This window comes from Emticicia sp. GW821-FHT11C11 (genome assembly GCF_058808615.1).
The window spans coordinates 1,994,755-2,013,904 of sequence record NZ_JBXARV010000001.1 but is presented as its reverse complement, the minus strand read 5'-3'; the positions used below and the strand labels follow the sequence as shown (position 1 = coordinate 2,013,904).

The following is a 19,150-nucleotide window of genomic DNA, read 5'->3' as shown; positions in this document are numbered from 1 at the left end:
ACAATCAGTTTTCATTTTTTAAAAGATCTATCAGCTTTTGTGTTCTTATATTTCTACCTCTAGCATTGAGGTGATAAACCATATCATGACATAAACTATCGGCAAAAATAAAATCCTGGAATTTACCCAGAACAGGAAATTTTGCTTTCTGCCTGAACTCTGTATTTATCTTGTCGATTACTTCGTGGTTTTGCTCATAACCTGATATTGCATAAGAAGGGAAAGTATAGTATACATATACTCCTTTTTTCTTCATTTTTTTATAAAAGGCGTTTATATCTGCAATTGCCGGAAGCATACTTGTGTGTTTACCCAAAAGTGCCTGTGGAATTGCTTTAAACGGTGGATTATTGAGATGGCTTACGAGGTCGCCATATTTATTAATAGCCCTTCTGAAAAAAACACTGGTGGTATCTTCAATAGTAGGAACTACATCTTTTTTAATAATGCGATCTATAATAAGCCGCATATTAGAAATACGTGCAATACCATTTTCTCTTAAATATTGCATACCATTATCGTATTCAAACCACTCATTAGCCTTCGGATACATCCTGGCCATCTGTATTTTATCAGCTATGAGCCCCTTATGCTCAACAATATACTCAAATCCGATAATTACGATATCGCCACTATGCAATTCATTCTGGATCTGTCGTAACATGAACTCAGAACCATAGGCATAATGAACAGACATATTCACAACAGGCATATGAAGGCTCTGTTCAATCATTTCACTGTTTATACCATATGCAAAATTGGACCCCCCGATTAAAACAATCTTTGGTGAGGGCAGCGTCTGAAGCCTTTCATATTTCTCTGCAATACTGGCATTATAAGTTATTTCTTGTTCTTTTTTGGCATAAGGATTAAACCGGTATAATAATTCTATGGTTCCTAAAGTAGCTAACCCTAACAGACATACTTTTAATACAATTAACTTAATTTTTTGACTCATGAATTATGCTTTTTTGTCAGATTCGCAATCTTATGTGGTTTGATAATTGTTAAACTGACTATATTTTTTCTATAGAGTATTCGTTAAAAGAAAGGTTGTTATCAAACAAAAAATCATAGTTTTGTAAAAATCTTTTGTCTTGAAATGATAACCGGCATTTCCCTGGGCTTGTATCTGATAAAATCATGAATTTACCTCGCTTCATCTCTCAACGTATCCAAAAAACCAAATCTGAATCTTTTACCTCTACCGTTGTTAAAGTTGGCGTTGCAAGCATAGCTCTGGGATTAGCAGTTATGATTATTTCCTTCGCTATTCTTGTCGGTTATAAACAGGCTATCAAAGATAAACTCTTCACACTCAGCTCACACATACAAGTTAGCAAAATTACATTGAATCAGTCGTATGAAGAAATTCCGATGCCAATAAATACAAATTTTTATTCTCATTACAGCAAAAACCCTCTGATACGACACGTACAAGCGGTAGCCAATAAAGCCGGTATGTTGAAATCAAATGAAGAACTGGCAGGAATTATCATAAAAGGCGTAGGCAGAGATTACGACTGGAATATTTTTTCACAGAATCTGGTAGAAGGCAGAAAGATTAATTTCGCTGACTCGACTTTTTCAAATGAAGTGATTATCAGCAAAAGAATTGCTAATCAGCTTAAAATCAAACTGGCAGACGAAGTGCTCATCTATTTTATACAGACACCACCGAGAGTCAGAAAAGTGAAAGTAGTGGGTATTTATGAAACCGGTCTGGAAGAATTTGATAAAAACTTTATTGTGGGCGATTTGACTCTGGTTCAGAAAATGAATGAATGGGATGCGAACACCTGTGGACACTATGAAGTTTTTCTAAAGAATTTTGACGATCTGGATGCTGCAACCGGAATAATAAACGGTGAGATTGAGCAGAATATGAAAGCTACCAAGGTGACGGAGATGTTCAGAGCAATTTTTGACTGGCTTGGTCTTCTTGACAAAAACATACTAATCGTGTTGGGCCTCATTCTGGTAGTTGCCAGCTTTAATATGATATCGGTTCTGCTTGTGATGATGATGGAGCGCACCTCTATGATAGGTATTCTGAAAGCCCTTGGCTCAGATAATACACAGATCCGGAAGATTTTTGTATTCAACGGGCTTACTATTATTCTGAAAGGAATACTATATGGAAATCTGATTGGTATCGGCCTGAGTTTTATCCAGTATTATTTCAAGGTTATTCCGCTTGACCCTGAAAATTACTATATCAGCCACGTTCCTATTGCCTGGGACTGGTTCACTATAGCGCTACTAAATGTTGCAACCATTCTGCTGATTCTAGCTGTGATTACTATCCCTACGCTTATTGTATCCAAAATGAGGATAGTAGAGGCTCTTAAATTCAAAGAATAAACAAATTCTTAGTAATCAGCAGCAGCTATATGTTTGTACCGGGTGATTCCCATAGCATCAGGGCTACTTCACCCGATACAAAAAAAATTCCCTTACAAACCATAGTCTGTAAGGGAAGTAATATATAACAACCCGGAAACTACTATTTAGCCTTGCGGGTATTGTCTTTAAATATCAGAATAAAGAATACCAACACTACAGCCGCAATGCCTGCGGGTATCATCCATACACCTTGCCAGTTGTGAGTAATTGCTCCGGCGGCATCTTTGGTAGTATAGAAATCCAGCACCCATCCTGAAAGAACCGAGCCTATACCCATACCAACACCATACGTTGCCAATGTGATAAGCCCCTGTGCAGAACTCTTTATTTTGTCTCCGGCTTTGTTATCAGTATAAATCTGACCTGTTACAAAGAAGAAGTCGTAACAAACGCCATGTAATACTATGGCTATGTATAATATCCATTCAGATGAGATACCATCTCCGTATCCGAAACAGATAAAACGGATAATCCAGGCTGCCAAACCTACAATTAACATTTTCTTGATACCGAAACGGGTCAAAGCAAATGGAATTAAAAGCATAAACAACACCTCTGATACCTGTCCTAAAGACATTTTGTTTTCAACGTTGGTCATGTTCGACTCCGTTAAAGACAAATTGGCATGAGCGTAGTAAAATGAAAGCGGAATACAAACCAGTATTGAACTGATGAAAAATACGAGGAACGAACGGTCTTTGAAAAGTACAAATGCATCGGTTCCGAGAATCTGCCCGAATGAAGTAGCCGTTGTAGCTTTGGGAGGTGTATCGGGCAAGGTAAATGCAAACAAACCCCAGGCCAGAGAGGTAAACATAGCAATCTGAAAAATGGCCACGTTATCTCCTACTCCATAATACCCGATAATATTAGTAATGACAATCCAGGCAATAGTACCTAATACCCGAATCGCCGGAAATTCCTTTTCAGGATTTCGCATCTGATTCATGGCAATTGAACTCGACAAAGCCAGATTAGGAGCAAAAGTGAGCGTATAAGCCAGAATATACCAAATAAACATGTCAGCATCCTGAACCTGTATCAGAAAATAAAGAATAGCTGCACCAAGTATATTTAAAATGCCCATCACCTTTTGTGCTGAGAAGAACCGGTCTGCTATCATTCCCACAAAAAAAGGAGCAACAATAGAAGCAATTGAAAAAGTTGCGTATGCCCAGCCGATCTGATCGCCGGTAGCATTGAGTGATGTGAAGAGGTATTTGCCCATTTGTCCGTACCATGAACCCCATGTTATAAACATGAGGAACATCATGAGCATTAATTTGATTCTTACGAAAATCTTCATAGAGCGGTTGGTTAAAAATAAACAGATGGGCAAATCTATAAAATGAATGGCGAATTATCAACCCCAAACCTTTGTTCCTTCCGTGCAATTTTTGCACATTTCTATTTCTGAACGCGAGCGCACAAGCGATTGCCGGAAATTGAGGTAAGGCTCGCTTTGCCAAAGGGTTTTAAATGTATTTTGTTTCAGATCACCTAGCCTGTATTCTCCGTCCTTATCAAAGCAGCAAGGCACTACCAGACCATCCCAGGTTATTACGCATGAATGCCACATTTTCCAGCAATGGTCAAGCAGTTTATTCTTAATCTTATAACTGCCATCTGTCTGTTGCGCATATCGTGCATATTTATCGATAGTCGGAATCAACTCCGACCCATTTTCGTAATCGTAAATCTGCGCTGTTTTGAACGCTATTTCATCAACACCAATTTCATTAGCCAGTTTTTTTACTTCCTCTATCTGGTGCTCGTTAGGTTTTACTACTAAAAACTGGAAAATAACATGAGGTGTAGAAGATTTCAGTTCTTTCTTCCATTTTACAATATTCTTTGCTCCTTCCAGCACTTTCGATAAACTCCCTCCTACCCGATACTGCTGGTACACTTCCTGCGTGGTGCCATCAATTGAAATAATCATACGGTCAAGTCCTGATTCCACTGTTCGCTTTGCGTTCACATCATTCAAATAATGTGCGTTGGTTGAAGTGGCCGTATAAATGCCCTTTTGAGAAGCATACTTCACCAAATCCAGAAACTTAGGATGCAGGTAGGGTTCACCCTGAAAATAGAAGATAAGATAAAGAAGTGTTTCAGCAAGTTCGTCTATGGTTTGTTTGAAAAGCTTCTCTTCCAGCATGCCTGTTGGGCGCGTAAAACTCCTTAAACCACTCGGACATTCAGGACAACGTAAATTGCATGAGGTAGTAGGCTCAATTGAAATAGCAATCGGCAAGCCTCTGTGGACGGCGTTTCCGGTCATTTTTGACTCCAGATAACTGAAAACATTCTTCAAGGCGTTCCAGGCACGGGCCGGAGTCACCTTTGAGAAAAAATTCAAACCGTCTTTCAGATTTCTGTTCATAAACCGGTGTGTGTATTTATTCCCTTTCGAAAAGAGAATTTAAAAATCTTTATATTGCTGATACATATTCTGCAAGCGGGCATCTTTTTCGGCTGCTATAATCGCTTTCATTATCACTTTGGCTTCATTTAAATCTGTTAGCAGAGTCAGTGTCTGCATACCTGCAAATCTTACATACCATTGTGTTTCGTTCATGGCAATTTTCTTCAGCAATGGCAGGCTCTTCTGTTGAATTTCTGCTGACGATTTTACCAGATAAGTACCAAAAATGCCTAAGACCTGATATAAGTCGCTCCCACTCATTTTACTCAGATGATCATAAAACCAACTGAATTTTTCAGGTGATGCTTCCTCGGCATAGTATCCGGCTACGGAAGCAAAAACAGATGTAATGGTAGACTGCTCGTACTTTTGCGCCAGTTCAGCCGCATCAGGTGGCCGGCTGGCTAATATAGCCTCAAGGGCAGCCGCCTGAACGGTGTAAGAGGTATCATTAAGCGCCTGACGAAAAAGCTTATCGTTCTGTGCGTTCTGAAAACCTTTCATGGCAAGAATCGCATCTGCCCGCACATAAGACCGCTCATCTATCTGCACCCTGCTCTGTAATGCTCTTTCAACTTCCAGAAAATCGTCGCCGTCATAATCGTTAAATTTCTGAACAGCCAGCTGACGTATCCTCCAGAATTTATCTTTGGTGGCATCCAACAATACTTTTCTAATATCCTTATCCAAAGCCGGGCTTACTGTGGTGCTGTCATCCTCAGGTTCGTAGGCAAGAATTTCCAGCGCCAGAAGACGGGCCGAGATTCTTTCTGCATGATAATACTGATAAACGTATTCCTCTCTAGTTTTCTGGTGGAGCACTCTTCCCACCAACACATTCTCAGGGTCAAACAATACCATCTGAGGGGCTGACTCCAAAGGCCACTCAAAAGTTTGTGTGGCTTTATCTATTGTAACTTCATGAGTAGTTTTTTGATCATTCGCCCACACTTCAACCGACAAATGCAATCTGTATATTGGTGAGTAGGTCGTATCTTGAATCTGGTTAACGGTCAGTTTGAGCTTGCCGTTTCCGTATTCCGGCGTTATCTGCAAATCCGGGTGGCCCGGTTTCATAAACCACTGGTCAAAAAACCAGTGCAGGTCTTCGCCTGTTACACTTTCAAAGGCCAGTCGCAATTGGTCAAGTTCTCCGGTTTTGAAGGCATTCTGGGTCAAATATAGTTTCAAAGCAGCAAAGAAGGCCTCGTCTCCAACCTGTTTACGCAGCAAATGCAATATCCTGCCTCCTTTAGCGTATGAGTGGGAATCGAACATGTCTTCCTTATCATGATACCGGTAGCGGATCAGCGGCTCTAGTTTTTCCTGCGCCTCACCAAAATACTGATTGAATGCAATATAAGCTATCAGGTCGGCTTCATCCCGGCCATACTTATGCGCTGTCCAGAGATACTCCGAATAATTGGCAAAAGACTCGTTTAATGGCAGATTTGACCAGGACTCGCAGGTTACCAGATTACCGAACCAATGATGAAACAGTTCATGTGCAATTACGCCATCGTCATTATCATCTACCAACTGGTGATTATCCTTCTGCACAAAATCTCCATGTACGGTGGCCGTGGTATTCTCCATGGCACCAGACACATACTCCCGAACTGCAATTTGTGAATATTTATCCCATTGGTATTTCACTCCCAGCAGGTTTTCAAAGTAGGTAATCATTTCAGATGTGCGCCCGAAAATATTCATGGCATACTTTTCAAACTTCGGCTCTACGTAATAGCTTACTTCAAAGTTTTTGTAAGTCGGGTCAACTACTTTTCTGAAATCACCCACGGCAATCATTGTCAGATAAGGGGCAGTGGGTTTGTCCTGTTTCCAGTAGTCTGTTCTTGTTCCGTCACCGTTTACTTTCGACGAAATTAACTTGCCATTTGATAGTGTCAGAAACTTTGCCTGGGTTGATTGCTTATCCAGAGTAATAAAAATTTCAAGCGTGGTCTTCTGATTAGGAGAATCAATAGTAGGAAACCAGCAAGAATTGGCCTCTGTTTCCCCCTGAGTCCAGATTTGCCTTGGTTTTTCAGGATCTGCGCCATTTGCATTAATAAAATAAAGTCCTTTATCGGCAGTAATAGCTTCGCTTCCACCTGCTGGTAGTTCGTTAGGCTTGGCTATATAAACTATCTGAATCTGCGTGGTATCGTTACGTGTGAGTGTTTTGCCCAGCTGAATAGTTATCAGGCGTTTGTTATAGTCATACTTCAGACTTTGGCCTTTCATCAACACTTGCTGAATATCAAAACCTTTTGCATCCAGCTCAAGTGTGCTTTGTGGATAAAAATGAGGCTTGAAGGTAATAGTAGCTACACCATACATGTATTGCTTGTTCCAATCGGGGCGCAATTCAAGTTTTGTATGAATCAGATCATTCTTTTTGGTTCGTTCCGGATTATACTTCCCCTGAGAAGGAACCGGCAGCCGGGTATCCTGAGCACTGGCACTCAGTGCGAAGTAAATAAATATAAGCAGATGGTACAGACGCATCTTTAGTCTAAATTAGTAATTGAGTGAATCAGTGATACGTTCCTTTCCTGAATAGTCTGAAATTATTTCCTACATCCTGAATCACTTCATCTAAAATCATTCAACAAGTAAACCGCAAAGGTTAATATAACAACTTATTTCCTTTTGTTTTGTTTTCTGAAGTCTATGAAATAATGCTCCTTTGATTTACGCAGCACATATTCATCGTCTATCAGTTCAATTTTATAATCCCGTTTAAACTTAAAATCATCGAGACTAGAAAACCCTCCTTTAATAGTAAGGGTTAATAAATTGTTTTTTTCATCAAAAACCCAGGTCGATTCATCCGTATCTATATCCAGAAATTCAATACCAGCACAAAACTCAATCTCCGGATCACTCTCGTAATCATATTCAATTTTACCGTTTGGTGCAAAATTCAGAACCATCGTATTGATCCGGAACTTAGAAACATCGTAAGATGTAAAACGTATAATGTTCTTGGTTATTTTGTTGCCTATCAGAATCCATTTTTTTGAAGCAATCAACATAGATTTACTTATGGCCTTGTTCGCAAGCAGTTTTGCTTCAGTTTTATCTGCAAACGATTCCTTTATGAGCTCCGGTGATTCATTCGCTATCGGGCCGCCCGTACTTGCAATTGGGTTGTCAGATGTTTCTTTTACAAGCAATTTGGTCACCTCTGGCCGAGTGGGCACACTACTACTGATATTATCTACCGATTGCTCTGATACCAGCCTTAATATACATCCGCCATTATTAAGTTCAATTTTATAATTACGTATAAAGCTAAAGTCATCAAGTGTAGCGTATCCTCCTTTTAAAGTGAGCGTAAGAATCTTAAGTGAATCGTTATATACCCAGCCAGAGACCCGCATATCGATATCCAGAAATTCTGTTCTACGGCCTGATTTTGTGTACACGTTGGTTTCGTAGTCATAATCAATTTTGCCTTCTTCAAGAAATCTCATCACAAACGAATCTGTCTTCAGCTTACCCGGGCTATAGGCAGCCAGATGGATGTCGTTTTTCTCAATTCTGCTATCCAGTAGAATCCATTTTCTTGATTGCAGTGCCGTATTTTGCGCAAAGGATTGCAAAACAATGAAAACTGGCAAACAGATTTTCAGCAGGGTATTCATTGATATATTTTAAAGCTTTAGTATCAGATTCTGTCAATATTGACTGGTAGCCCGTTTAGCAGGGAAGTATGAAACCAGCATAGTAATAATAATAACCGCCACTGCAGTAATCATAAAATCCATAGGATTTATTTTTATCGGATAGGCATCAATCAGAGCCGTGTCCATCCCCATTCCCAGCCAGCCATATCGCGCCTGAGTAACGCAGAATATTACCCCAAGTATGAGCCCCGTTATTGTACCAACGACCGATATAATGGCCCCTTCGCCAAAAAATATCTTCTTTATCATTGTGTCATCCGCTCCCATGGCATACAAAGTCTGTACCTCTTCCTTTTTATCAATTACAAGCATGGTAAGTGAAAAGAAGATATTGAACGACGCCACTCCGATAATGAAAATCAATGCAATAAAGATAAACAACTTTTCAATCTTTATGGCTCTGAACAGATTGGCATTCTGCTCGTCACGGTTCTGAACCAGGTAGCTTTTCCCAAAGATTTTATTGACTTCTGCCTGAACTTTATCCAGGTCAGCATCAGGTTTTATTTGTACTTCAAGGGCTGTACGTTTGTTTTTATACTCGGTTAATTCTTCTGCCACCGACAGCGGTACATACACGTAGTCATCATGTAATTGCTCCAATGCATATACACCCGAAATATTTAATACCCGTTTGTTAATATTATTCTCAGGTATCATCGACAGTTTCTTCTGGTTTTTAGGATACCAGATTTCGAGAGATTCCAGTATGTTATCGAGCGAAATGCTCAAGGCACCATATACATTACCACCGATAAAAGCATAATCGACCCCATCCTGTTGTATTAAGAAGTTACCCTCAACTAAAGAGCCCCTCAGGCGGCTGTTTCTCTGAAAGGTGGTGTCTACACCTTTCAATGTAACCACCATTTTGCCGTTCTGATACATGACAAGCGCATTATCCTGAATCACCTCTGTCACATAGTCAACACTATTGAGTTGTTTTAGCCGGGTCAGTTTGTCTTTTTCCAATTCAAAGGCTTTTCCTTCTCTTAGTGTTACTTTAATGTCCGGGTCAAACGATTTAAAAATGCTTCTGTTCAACTCTTCAAGTCCATTAAAGACCGACAAAACGGCTACAGTTGCCATTGTACCAATACCAATGCCCAACATAGACATGAAAGAAATAAAGTTAATAAAACTCTTTTTCTTTCTTGATAAAAAGTATCGTTTGGCTATTAGAAAGGACAGGTTCAAGTTTAGGCTCAATTTTATTATGCTACAACATCACTCTTCTTCTTCCTCTACCGGAGCGGGTGGTATTACAATAGTAGCAAAAAGATTCTCAATTTTTTGCGCATACTCGGCGGTATCGTCCAGATAAAACTGCAATTCGGGTACAATCCGTAACTGATGCCGCACTCTGGCAGCCAGATGATTTCTGAGGGTTTTGGTATGCTCTCTGATACTCTCCAGCAGCCCTTCTTTATCTTTAGAAAGCAAAAAACTGAGGTATACCCGGGCGATGCCCAAATCAGGAGTAGTCCTTACATCGGTTATGGTAACAAATGCTTTATCAAATACCTGTTTCATTTCTCTCTGAAAAATCTCTCCCAAATCTTTCTGAATTTGTTTCGCTACTTGTCTTTGTCTTTTCGATTCCATTTTATTCAAATTCAATAAATAATATACAAATATCTGTACTATTTTCGGTTAAGTAAAGTAAAGTTACACGCATCAACCACTTTTTTCATAACTTTGCTAAAAATATATAAACCACAAGGCCTTGCTAACGTTTTTCAGAGTTAATACGTTTTTTCATTTCCTGTCATTGTTATTATTGATAATAATTCTGAAGCTTCCTTTTCTGGGTGAAAAACTACCTGTGTTATTACCTGAACTAGAGTGGATGCTGGTTGGAGAGAAAATTCATGAAGGAAATTTCCTCTACAAAGAGCTTTGGACTAATATTGGTCCCTTGTCGGCATTCATTTATTGGCTTGTTGATTTATCTTTTGGCAGAAGCCAGTTTGCCTATGAGTTTATAGCCATGCTGCTCACTTATTTTCAGGCACTCTATTTTACGTTTATCTGCAATACCAGACATACCTATCTGGAAAGAACTTATACGCCGGGTCTGATTTACATATTATTGATGAGCCTGTCATTCGACATGAGCAAACTCTCCCCTGTTTTGCTGGCTACTACTTTCCTGCTTTTTGCATTTAGCAAGATTATTAAACAGATAGAACGAAGAGAAGGGGTATCAGACGAAGTATTTGAAATAGGTCTTTATATTGGCATAGCCGTTTTGTTTCATCAGCCCAGTATGGTTTTCATCATCTGGTGCGCGGCGTCACTTGTTTTCTTTACCAATGCCAATTTAAGGCAATATTTCCTTACCCTATTAGGTTTCACGATTCCTATCATTCTGGCAGCGTTGTTTTTCTACCTAAATAATAGTCTTGAAGAATTTCAATACAACTGGTTCAACGGTATTCTGAAAATAAAGCAATACAGCCTTGAAGACTTCAAGAGTTCGTTGCTGGCCATTACAGTTCCTGTAATCATTTCATTTCTGGGATTCCTCCGTCAGTCGCAAGCAACCCGTTACAGCAACTATCAGCAGAGAATCCAGCAGATCATGCTTCTTTGGGCAGTAATAGCGCTTTTAGCCTTGTTTTTGTCGCCCAATGTTTCACCCATGCAGTTTATTATTTTTATTCCCTGTCTGGCATTTTTCAATACTGCTTTTTTCTTACACTTCAAGGGCTCGCTTGTACCGGAGGTGATTTTTACACTCATTTTCGGAGGTATCATTCTGGTGCAGTATCAGGGCTCAACACCGATATTCGGCAAAGGATTTGAGCAACTTTCAGATATGAGAATAAAGCCCCGTGAATTGCCGGAAAATATGCGAGGACAAAAAATGCTAATTATCGGTGAAAGAATTGATGAGTACAAATGGGGGAAATCTGCTACCTGTTATCTGAACTGGGATTTATCTAAAATTGATCTGGAGAACCCGGATAACTACGAGAGTATCATCAATATATTTGATAATTTCAAGAAAGACCCGCCGAAGATTATTATCGACAAGCAGAATGTAGTCCCTAAAATCTTTCAGCGCCTCCCTGCGTTGGCAGTTGATTATAAAACTACTAACATAAAAGGGGTTTATCAAAGGAAGTATTGAAACCTCCTTTGACGGCTTCTGCTTTTCAGCAAGAAATTTTATCCGCTCTGCGGGCGTGTCTGCCTCCTTCAAATGGTGTATTGAGAAATGTTTTAACACAAGCCAAAGCCAGTTCTAAATCAATAAAACGGGCCGGTAGACACATCACATTAGCATTGTTATGCTGACGGATCAGCTCTGCCACTTCTACGTTCCAGGCAAGTCCTGCTCTGACACCCTGATGATGATTGGCTGTCATACATACGCCATTACCACTACCGCAAATCAGAATACCGTAATCATAATCACCTTTCTCAACCGCACTGGCCAAAGGATGTGCCGTATCAGGATAATCCATTGAATCGGCAGAATTGGGACCAAAATCAGCCGCTTCAAAATTCTGTTCCTGCAACCACTTCAGGATAATATTCTTATACTCGAATCCTGCGTGGTCTCCTGCTATTGCAACTTTCATTGATATATATTTGTAGGTTCAAACTTTTTTTTGCAAATATACGTTTTCATAATCCAATTCTTCTGAAAACAACCGAGAAGAATTATATTTTTGTACGACAAATATTTCTATAATTATTACTATGAGCGAAAACGAAATAGAATCAAATGAGGAGCTTTTAATCCGTGAAGCATTTGTAGAAAGAGGATGGAACGAAATTCATAGCCAGGATTCATGGCAAATTCTTAAAACTGTTGCTGAATTTGTAGATGGTTTCGATAGATTGGCTAAAATCGGCCCTTGTGTTACTATATATGGCTCGGCACGAACCAAGCCCGACCACAAGTATTATCAGATGTCGGTTGATATTGCCGCCCGTTTGGTGCAAAATGGATATGGTGTCATTACCGGCGGTGGCCCCGGTATCATGGAAGCCGGAAACCTGGGAGCCAGCAAAAACGGAGGAAAATCGGTAGGATTGAATATAAAACTGCCTTTTGAACAGGTACCTAATGCCTATGTTGACCCTGATAAAAGCATTAACTTCGACTACTTCTTTGCACGCAAAGTGTGCTTCATGAAATACTCGCAGGGCTTTATTATTATGCCCGGTGGGTTTGGTACTTTAGATGAGTTATTTGAAGCCTTAACGTTGATTCAAACCAAAAAGATTGCACGTTTCCCTATCGTAATGGTAGGCACAGAATACTGGCAGGGCTTGATTAACTGGCTGACAGAAACCATGTGTGACACTGCCCACAATATCAATCCGGAAGATATGAAACTCATTAAGATGGTAGATACTGCAGAAGACGCTGTGAAAGTAATTGATGAATTTTATGCGAAATATCTGTTAAAGCCGAACTTCTGATTGCAGAAGCAGTGGCTGCTTAAAAAAATAACCTCACCTTCTCTCTTCTTTTTATTAAAAGATAGATGAAAGGTGAGGTTTTTTATATAGTAACTGCGCGCTTATGCTTCAGCACCTATTTCTTCAAATACTGCTGTAAGGTGCGTAGCAATCATTTCTGCCGAACGACCTTCAATGTGGTGTCTTTCAACAAAGTGTACCAACTCACCGTCTTTATAGATGGCAATAGCCGGAGACGATGGAGGGAACGGAATATGAGAGCGTAATTGTTGCGTTGCATCAGTATCAACCCCTGCAAAAACTGTTACCAGATTATCAGGTTTTACTTCTGAACGTTCCAATGCCAGTTTAACACCAGGACGACAAGTACCTGCTGCGCAACCGCAAACCGAGTTAATTACTACAACGGATGTACCTTGTTGATTTTCAATGAAATTGTCAACGTCTGACGGAGTCAGTAATTCTTGAAAGCCTGCATTTACTAATTCAGCTTTCATTGGTGCTACTAAATGTGGAGGATACATGACATTTATGAATAAGTCCCCGACCCTTGGGGGGTTAAAAAAATACTGATTAACCGGGTTACTAAACAGAAGGGGTCAGTTTCCTTTTTATAAGCCGGAAATAATATTACATAAAACCTAATTCTAACTTGGCTACTTCTGACATCATCTCGGTTGTATACGGTGGGTCAAAAGTCAGTTCAACGCTCACGTCGCTTACTCCTTCAATACCTTTAACTTTTTCCTCAATTTCTACAGGAATCGACTCTGCTGAAGGGCATGAAGGCGACGTAAGTGTCATTAACAGATAAACGTTATTTACCGGAAAAACCTTAATGTCGTATATCAGCCCCAGTTCATACACATCCACCGGAATCTCAGGGTCATACACGGTCTTAAGGGCTTCAATTACTTTATCTTTTAGTTCTTGTTCTGTCATCGGGTAATTATTTATTTTCTTCTATTGCTTGAAAAGCTAAAGCGTAAGTTTTCATTTGTTTTACCATAGAGGCCAGTCCGTTTGAGCGTGTTTGCGCTAAGTGACTGCTCAGCCCTACTTTATTGATAAAATAAAGTTCGGCATTTAAAATTTCTTCCGGCGTATGCCCGGAAAGAACCTTTAACAGCATGCTCACCAGACCTTTTACAATGATGGCTTCGCTATCTGCTTCAAATATCAATTTGTCGCCTTCCATATAGGCATTCAGCCATACAATAGACTGGCAACCTTTAATGATATTATCTTCTGTTTTATATTCATCCGCCAGTTTTGGCAGCTTCTTTCCTAAATCAATGATATACTCATATTTTCCCTCCCAATCATCAAAAAGTTCAAATTCTTCTATGAGTTCATCCTGTATTTCGTTAATCGTCATGCTTTTTATGGTTAATTAAAGTACCATTTTCTTTACCTTTTCAATACCCTTCACCAGCTTGTCAATCTCTTCTTTTGTATTATAAACAGCAAATGAGGCTCTTGAAGTTCCGGGAATTCCGAATCGTTTCATGAGTGGCTGAGTACAATGGTGGCCAGTTCGCACTGCAATTCCCTGCTGGTCGAGAATCACCCCGATATCCTGAGGGTGAACACCCTCAATAACAAAGGAAATAACAGATACTTTTTCTTTTGCCTCGCCTATAATTTTCAGTCCCTCAATCTTTGATAGTTCCTCGGTAGCATAGGCTAACAGTTCATTTTCATACGCTGCAATGTTCTCCTTTCCTAATTCATTTACATAGTCCAAGGCAGTTTTTACTGCTATTACATCGGCAATATTCGGTGTACCGGCTTCAAATTTATAAGGCAGTTCATTATAAGTGGTTTTTTCGAACGTCACCTCTTTAATCATCTCTCCTCCACCCCTGTACGGCGGCATGGCTTCCAGAATTTCTTTTTTTCCGTATAAAGCTCCCATTCCGGTTGGGCCGTATATCTTATGTGCCGAAAACACATAGAAATCAACATCGAGATCCTGTACATCAATCGTCAGGTGTGATGTAGCCTGTGCACCGTCTATCAACACTTTTGCTCCTACCTCATGCGCTTTCTCAATAATATATTTTACAGGATTAATTGTACCTAAAGCATTGGATACATGCACCACCGAAACAAATTTCGTTTTCTCCGACAACAACTTCTCATACTCTTCCAATATCAACTCTCCGTTATCATTAATCGGAATCACCTTCAGAATACATCCGTTTTGTTCGCAAAGCATTTGCCAGGGCACAATATTCGAATGATGCTCCATGGTGCTGATGATGATTTCATCGCCGGCTTTCAAAAAGGCACGCCCGTAGGTTTGTGCAACCAGATTGATACCATCTGTAGTACCGTAAGTGAAAATTATTTCTTCCGAATACTTGGCATTCAGAAATTTCTGAATGGCCTTGCGGGATTCTTCAAAAGCAGCGGTTGCTTTTTCAGCTAAATGGTGTATCCCACGATGAATATTTGCATTATAATGGCCATAGTAATTAGCTAGTGCATTTAACACCGGCAATGGCTTTTGGGTAGTAGCTGCGTTATCAAAATATACCAGATCCTTTCCATTCACTTTCTCATCCAGAATCGGGAAATCTGCTCTTATTTTCTGTATATCTAACATGGTGGCACTGTGGTTTCTATTTTCTACCTAACATCTAAAACCCCGTTTTAGTTTGTTCTGTGGGGTAAATATCAGATGGGTTTTGTTGCTTAAAATTAAAATCTTAATACAAAATGCTGCTTGGGTTGCTTTTGCCTGAAAAACACAATTCCGACCCGGAAAATATCGATAGTTATAGTGGACTGAGGATGATTTCTGATGTATTCCCAGGCTCTCTTCATGCCATCAGACCAGTAAATATCATCAAAAATAAAACAGGTATCTTCATGTATTGCGGTCAGGCATTTTTCAAAATAATCAACGGTGGGTTCGTAACGATGGTTAGCATCAAAAAAAGCAAAGTCTATCTTATCAACTTTCTCTACATGTTTTTGCAGGGTCTCGTTCAGGTCTCCTACTATGATCTCTACATTACTGATATCCAATTTCTGAAAATTCTCTTTTGCGACAGCCGCAGTGGCAGGGCATCCTTCAAAGGTATAGACCTTTGCATCGGTATTGGCTTTCGCCAGATAGGCAGTAGTAATACCTAACGATGTACCTAAATCAAGAATATTGGCATAGTTATAATGCCTGATGATTCTATAAAAAAGCTGTGCAAGCCGGGGCGATTTCTGAGAGTTTCGGGCTATATCCTTTATTCGTCTCAGGTTAGACCTGTTTATTTTTGAACCGGCACCGAAATCAGTAATCTCAATTTCCCGTTCATCTTTCAATAAATTCTTTCTTAAGGTCTCAATAATCTCAAAGTCGTTGGTTTCTGCCGAATCCTTTAAGACTTTAAGATAAAAATCAAACAAAAACGGCGAATGCAGACTATGCTCATTTCCGGCTCGAAAAAGGTATTTCAGGTAATCGAGAATCATATGCTGCAAAAATAACAAAAGCACAGCTAAAAGCCGTGCCTTTGTTGTTTATTTACCAAGAAACTCAAATTTTACTGTTCAATTTCAGCTTCTCTCTTAATTACTTTGAAAGTAAGCGATTCGCCTTCTCCGCTGTAATCTACCTCAATGGTATCTCCTTCTTTCGTTTCACCTTTCAGAATCTCCTCTGCTAATGGGTCTTCCACATATTTCTGAATGGCTCTGTTCAAAGGTCTGGCACCATATTGTTGGTCATATCCTTTATCACCTAAGAAATCCTTCGCCTTTTCGGTCAACTCAATTTTGTAACCAATGCTGCTGATACGAGAAGTAAGGCGTTTCAAGGCAATGTCAATAATCTTATGAATATCTTCGCGGCTTAACGAGTTGAAGACGATCACATCATCCAGACGGTTCAGGAACTCAGGTGAGAAAGTTTTTCTCAATGCATTCTGAATGGTGCTTTTCACCATTTCATCCTGATTTTCGTTACGTGCCTTGGTAGCAAAACCAATACCTGTACCGAAGTCTTTCAAATCACGAACCCCGATGTTCGAAGTCATGATGATGATAGTATTACGGAAATCAACTTTTCTGCCAAGGCTATCAGTCAACACACCGTCGTCCAATACCTGTAGAAGAATGTTGTATACATCAGGGTGAGCTTTTTCAATCTCATCAAGCAATACAACAGAATAGGGCTTTCTGCGAATTTTCTCCGTCAACTGACCACCTTCTTCATAACCCACGTATCCGGGAGGCGCTCCGACCAGGCGAGAGATACTGAATTTCTCCATGTACTCACTCATGTCGATTCTTACGAGTGCATCTTCCTTGTCGAAAAGATATTCGGCCAGTGTTTTAGCTAACTCGGTTTTACCAACCCCGGTAGGCCCTAAGAAAATAAACGAACCAATCGGCTTTTTAGGATCTTTCAAACCAACACGTGTACGCTGGATAGATTTCACCAGTTTTTCCACAGCAGGGTCCTGACCAATGATTCTTCCACGGAGGGCATCACCCATTTTCAGGATTTTCTCACCCTCGTTCATGTTCACGCGTTTCACCGGTATGCCCGTCATCATTGCTACTACGTCAGCCACGTTATCTTCTGTTACGTTGTAACGTTTCGTTTTAGCTTCTTCTTCCCAGGCAATTTTGGCACGTTCCAATTGCTCCAACAGTTTTTTCTCACGGTCGCGCAGTTGGGCAGCTTCTTCATAACGCTGGCTTTTCACTACCTGATTTTTCTCTTTCTTAATCAGTTCTACCTGCTCTTCCAGCATTACGATATCCGGTGGTACCGAAATATTGTTGATATGTACGCGGGCACCAACCTCATCTAACACGTCAATGGCTTTATCCGGCAGGTAGCGGTCGGTAATGTATCTTTCAGATAACTTAACCGCAGACTCCAGTGCTTCTTGCGTATAGTTTACGTGGTGGTGGTCTTCGTATTTATCTTTAATGTTGTTCAGAATCTCAATGGTTTCTTCAACGGAAGTGGCTTCAACCATTACCATCTGGAAACGACGTGCCAGGGCTCCGTCTTTTTCAATATATTGGCGATACTCGTCAAGCGTTGTGGCACCAATACATTGGATATCTCCACGGGCTAAAGCAGGTTTGAACATGTTCGAGGCGTCTAATGAGCCACTAGCACCCCCCGCACCCACAATGGTATGAATCTCATCTATGAAAAGAATCACGTCCGGCGATTTCTCCAATTCATTCATCACGGCTTTCATTCTTTCTTCAAACTGGCCACGGTATTTAGTACCTGCTACCAACGAAGCCAGATCAAGCGTCACTACTCTTTTACCAAACAGAATTCTTGAAACTTTTTTCTGCACAATTCTTAAGGCAAGGCCTTCGGCAATGGCAGTTTTACCAACACCGGGTTCACCAATCAGAATCGGGTTGTTTTTCTTACGTCTTGAAAGAATCTGAGCCACACGCTCAATTTCTTTCTCACGACCAACAATCGGATCCAGTTTGCCTACTTCTGCAAGTTTGGTCAAATCACGTCCGAAATTATCCAACACAGGTGTTTTCGATTTTTCCTGACTTTTAGGGTCGTTTCTTTGCTGAGAGTATCCCCCGGCACCACCACCCAAAAATCTTTCGTCGTCATCATCTGTTTCAGGGCGTTCCATCACAGGTTTCTGACCAGTAAGCTGATAGTCTAGCATCTCTTTAGCCTGTTCATAGTTGAGGTGGAATTTCTGTAAAATCTGCCCACCGAGATTATCTCCGTCACGCAGAATTGCTAACAGCAGATGCTCGGTTCCTATTAACTGCGATTTGAAGATTTTAGCCTCCAAATGCGTAATCTTTAAAACTTTTTCAGATTGGCGTGTAAGCGGAATGTTCGCCAAATTTTTAATGTTATTGGTCGCAGTTCCTTTGGTGGCTTGTTCAATTGTAATACGCAACTCCTCAAGCGATACACCAGCCCCTTTCAATAGATTTAAAGCAATACCTTCTCCATCACGGATCATTCCAAGAATCAAATGTTCCGTCCCGATGTAATCATGACCTAGCCTAAGTGCTTCTTCACGGGCAAGGGTAATGATGTCTTTGACTTTTTGTGAAAATTTAGGCTCCATTTAATTTAACGATGATTGTATGGAAAAATCTAATTATTCAATTTTCCCATTATTCAAAATTTTGTAATGGTCAATATTGCTTTTTTACTTAAATA

The 19,150-nt window shown here is 40.1% G+C and carries 17 protein-coding genes; 3 read left to right on the top strand and 14 right to left on the bottom strand.

Features of this window, described 5'->3' with window-relative positions:
* Nucleotides 1-4 precede the first annotated feature (4 nt).
* On the bottom strand, nucleotides 5-958 hold the full coding sequence (locus AC1RRY_RS08650) for a hypothetical protein (RefSeq protein WP_492816423.1): 954 nt from the start codon (nucleotides 956-958) through the stop codon (nucleotides 5-7).
* A gap of 185 nt (nucleotides 959-1,143) precedes the next feature.
* Between AC1RRY_RS08650 and AC1RRY_RS08645 the strand changes: the two genes are divergently transcribed.
* Nucleotides 1,144-2,364, top strand: a complete 1,221-nt coding sequence (locus tag AC1RRY_RS08645) for an ABC transporter permease (RefSeq protein WP_492816425.1) — start codon at nucleotides 1,144-1,146, stop codon at nucleotides 2,362-2,364.
* A gap of 142 nt (nucleotides 2,365-2,506) precedes the next feature.
* On the opposite strand, the gene AC1RRY_RS08640 is transcribed toward AC1RRY_RS08645, so the two are convergent.
* The 6 genes from AC1RRY_RS08640 to rbfA form a co-directional block, all read right to left on the bottom strand.
* Nucleotides 2,507-3,712: an MFS transporter gene (locus AC1RRY_RS08640; protein WP_492816427.1), complete on the bottom strand. Its 1,206-nt coding sequence runs from the start codon at nucleotides 3,710-3,712 to the stop codon at nucleotides 2,507-2,509.
* 57 nt (nucleotides 3,713-3,769) lie between these two features.
* Nucleotides 3,770-4,792 (bottom strand): SPASM domain-containing protein, encoded by a 1,023-nt coding sequence (locus AC1RRY_RS08635; RefSeq protein ID WP_492816429.1) that lies wholly within the window; start codon nucleotides 4,790-4,792, stop codon nucleotides 3,770-3,772.
* A 39-nt stretch (nucleotides 4,793-4,831) separates the two neighbouring features.
* Nucleotides 4,832-7,345, bottom strand: a complete 2,514-nt coding sequence (locus AC1RRY_RS08630) for a M1 family aminopeptidase (protein ID WP_492816431.1) — start codon at nucleotides 7,343-7,345, stop codon at nucleotides 4,832-4,834.
* Nucleotides 7,346-7,479: 134 nt separating this feature from the next.
* Nucleotides 7,480-8,487, bottom strand: coding sequence for a hypothetical protein (locus tag AC1RRY_RS08625; protein ID WP_492816433.1), 1,008 nt, complete (start codon nucleotides 8,485-8,487; stop codon nucleotides 7,480-7,482).
* A gap of 33 nt (nucleotides 8,488-8,520) precedes the next feature.
* Entirely contained in the window at nucleotides 8,521-9,726 is a 1,206-nt protein-coding gene (locus AC1RRY_RS08620) for an ABC transporter permease (RefSeq protein WP_492816435.1), read from the bottom strand.
* 30 nt (nucleotides 9,727-9,756) lie between these two features.
* Entirely contained in the window at nucleotides 9,757-10,134 is a 378-nt protein-coding gene (gene rbfA, locus AC1RRY_RS08615) for a 30S ribosome-binding factor RbfA (RefSeq protein ID WP_492816437.1), read from the bottom strand.
* Nucleotides 10,135-10,255: 121 nt separating this feature from the next.
* Between rbfA and AC1RRY_RS08610 the strand changes: the two genes are divergently transcribed.
* Nucleotides 10,256-11,665, top strand: a complete 1,410-nt coding sequence (locus tag AC1RRY_RS08610) for a hypothetical protein (RefSeq protein ID WP_492816439.1) — start codon at nucleotides 10,256-10,258, stop codon at nucleotides 11,663-11,665.
* Between the two features lie 25 nt (nucleotides 11,666-11,690).
* Here AC1RRY_RS08610 and rpiB read toward each other — a convergent pair whose 3' ends face one another.
* Nucleotides 11,691-12,119, bottom strand: a complete 429-nt coding sequence (rpiB, locus tag AC1RRY_RS08605) for a ribose 5-phosphate isomerase B (protein WP_492816441.1) — start codon at nucleotides 12,117-12,119, stop codon at nucleotides 11,691-11,693.
* Nucleotides 12,120-12,240: 121 nt separating this feature from the next.
* On the opposite strand from rpiB, the gene AC1RRY_RS08600 reads away from it, so the two are divergent.
* Complete coding sequence (locus AC1RRY_RS08600; protein ID WP_492816443.1) at nucleotides 12,241-12,969, top strand: LOG family protein; 729 nt, start codon at nucleotides 12,241-12,243, stop codon at nucleotides 12,967-12,969.
* Between the two features lie 101 nt (nucleotides 12,970-13,070).
* Here the strand turns inward: AC1RRY_RS08600 and AC1RRY_RS08595 are convergent, their stop codons facing one another.
* From AC1RRY_RS08595 to AC1RRY_RS08570, 6 genes are all read right to left on the bottom strand, one after another.
* Complete coding sequence (locus tag AC1RRY_RS08595; RefSeq protein ID WP_492816445.1) at nucleotides 13,071-13,493, bottom strand: BrxA/BrxB family bacilliredoxin; 423 nt, start codon at nucleotides 13,491-13,493, stop codon at nucleotides 13,071-13,073.
* A gap of 106 nt (nucleotides 13,494-13,599) precedes the next feature.
* Nucleotides 13,600-13,911 (bottom strand): DUF59 domain-containing protein, encoded by a 312-nt coding sequence (locus AC1RRY_RS08590; protein ID WP_492816447.1) that lies wholly within the window; start codon nucleotides 13,909-13,911, stop codon nucleotides 13,600-13,602.
* A gap of 7 nt (nucleotides 13,912-13,918) precedes the next feature.
* Nucleotides 13,919-14,347: a SufE family protein gene (locus AC1RRY_RS08585; RefSeq protein ID WP_492816449.1), complete on the bottom strand. Its 429-nt coding sequence runs from the start codon at nucleotides 14,345-14,347 to the stop codon at nucleotides 13,919-13,921.
* Between the two features lie 15 nt (nucleotides 14,348-14,362).
* Entirely contained in the window at nucleotides 14,363-15,580 is a 1,218-nt protein-coding gene (locus AC1RRY_RS08580; RefSeq protein WP_492816451.1) for a SufS family cysteine desulfurase, read from the bottom strand.
* A 95-nt stretch (nucleotides 15,581-15,675) separates the two neighbouring features.
* Nucleotides 15,676-16,446, bottom strand: coding sequence for an O-methyltransferase (locus AC1RRY_RS08575; protein WP_492816453.1), 771 nt, complete (start codon nucleotides 16,444-16,446; stop codon nucleotides 15,676-15,678).
* 71 nt (nucleotides 16,447-16,517) lie between these two features.
* Nucleotides 16,518-19,055, bottom strand: coding sequence for an ATP-dependent Clp protease ATP-binding subunit (locus AC1RRY_RS08570; protein ID WP_492816455.1), 2,538 nt, complete (start codon nucleotides 19,053-19,055; stop codon nucleotides 16,518-16,520).
* Nucleotides 19,056-19,150 lie beyond the last annotated feature (95 nt).

Coding starts and splice junctions, on each gene's coding strand:
- AC1RRY_RS08645 (WP_492816425.1), top strand. CDS start 1,144: ATGAATTTACCTCGCTTCATCTCTCAACGTATCCAAAAAACCAAATCT.
- AC1RRY_RS08600 (WP_492816443.1), top strand. CDS start 12,241: ATGAGCGAAAACGAAATAGAATCAAATGAGGAGCTTTTAATCCGTGAA.
- AC1RRY_RS08590 (WP_492816447.1), bottom strand. CDS start 13,911: ATGACAGAACAAGAACTAAAAGATAAAGTAATTGAAGCCCTTAAGACC.
- AC1RRY_RS08570 (WP_492816455.1), bottom strand. CDS start 19,055: ATGGAGCCTAAATTTTCACAAAAAGTCAAAGACATCATTACCCTTGCC.
- AC1RRY_RS08585 (WP_492816449.1), bottom strand. CDS start 14,347: ATGACGATTAACGAAATACAGGATGAACTCATAGAAGAATTTGAACTT.
- rpiB (WP_492816441.1), bottom strand. CDS start 12,119: ATGAAAGTTGCAATAGCAGGAGACCACGCAGGATTCGAGTATAAGAAT.
- AC1RRY_RS08575 (WP_492816453.1), bottom strand. CDS start 16,446: ATGATTCTCGATTACCTGAAATACCTTTTTCGAGCCGGAAATGAGCAT.
- AC1RRY_RS08650 (WP_492816423.1), bottom strand. CDS start 958: ATGAGTCAAAAAATTAAGTTAATTGTATTAAAAGTATGTCTGTTAGGG.
- AC1RRY_RS08640 (WP_492816427.1), bottom strand. CDS start 3,712: ATGAAGATTTTCGTAAGAATCAAATTAATGCTCATGATGTTCCTCATG.
- AC1RRY_RS08635 (WP_492816429.1), bottom strand. CDS start 4,792: ATGAACAGAAATCTGAAAGACGGTTTGAATTTTTTCTCAAAGGTGACT.
- AC1RRY_RS08625 (WP_492816433.1), bottom strand. CDS start 8,487: ATGAATACCCTGCTGAAAATCTGTTTGCCAGTTTTCATTGTTTTGCAA.
- rbfA (WP_492816437.1), bottom strand. CDS start 10,134: ATGGAATCGAAAAGACAAAGACAAGTAGCGAAACAAATTCAGAAAGAT.
- AC1RRY_RS08580 (WP_492816451.1), bottom strand. CDS start 15,580: ATGTTAGATATACAGAAAATAAGAGCAGATTTCCCGATTCTGGATGAG.
- AC1RRY_RS08630 (WP_492816431.1), bottom strand. CDS start 7,345: ATGCGTCTGTACCATCTGCTTATATTTATTTACTTCGCACTGAGTGCC.
- AC1RRY_RS08595 (WP_492816445.1), bottom strand. CDS start 13,493: ATGTATCCTCCACATTTAGTAGCACCAATGAAAGCTGAATTAGTAAAT.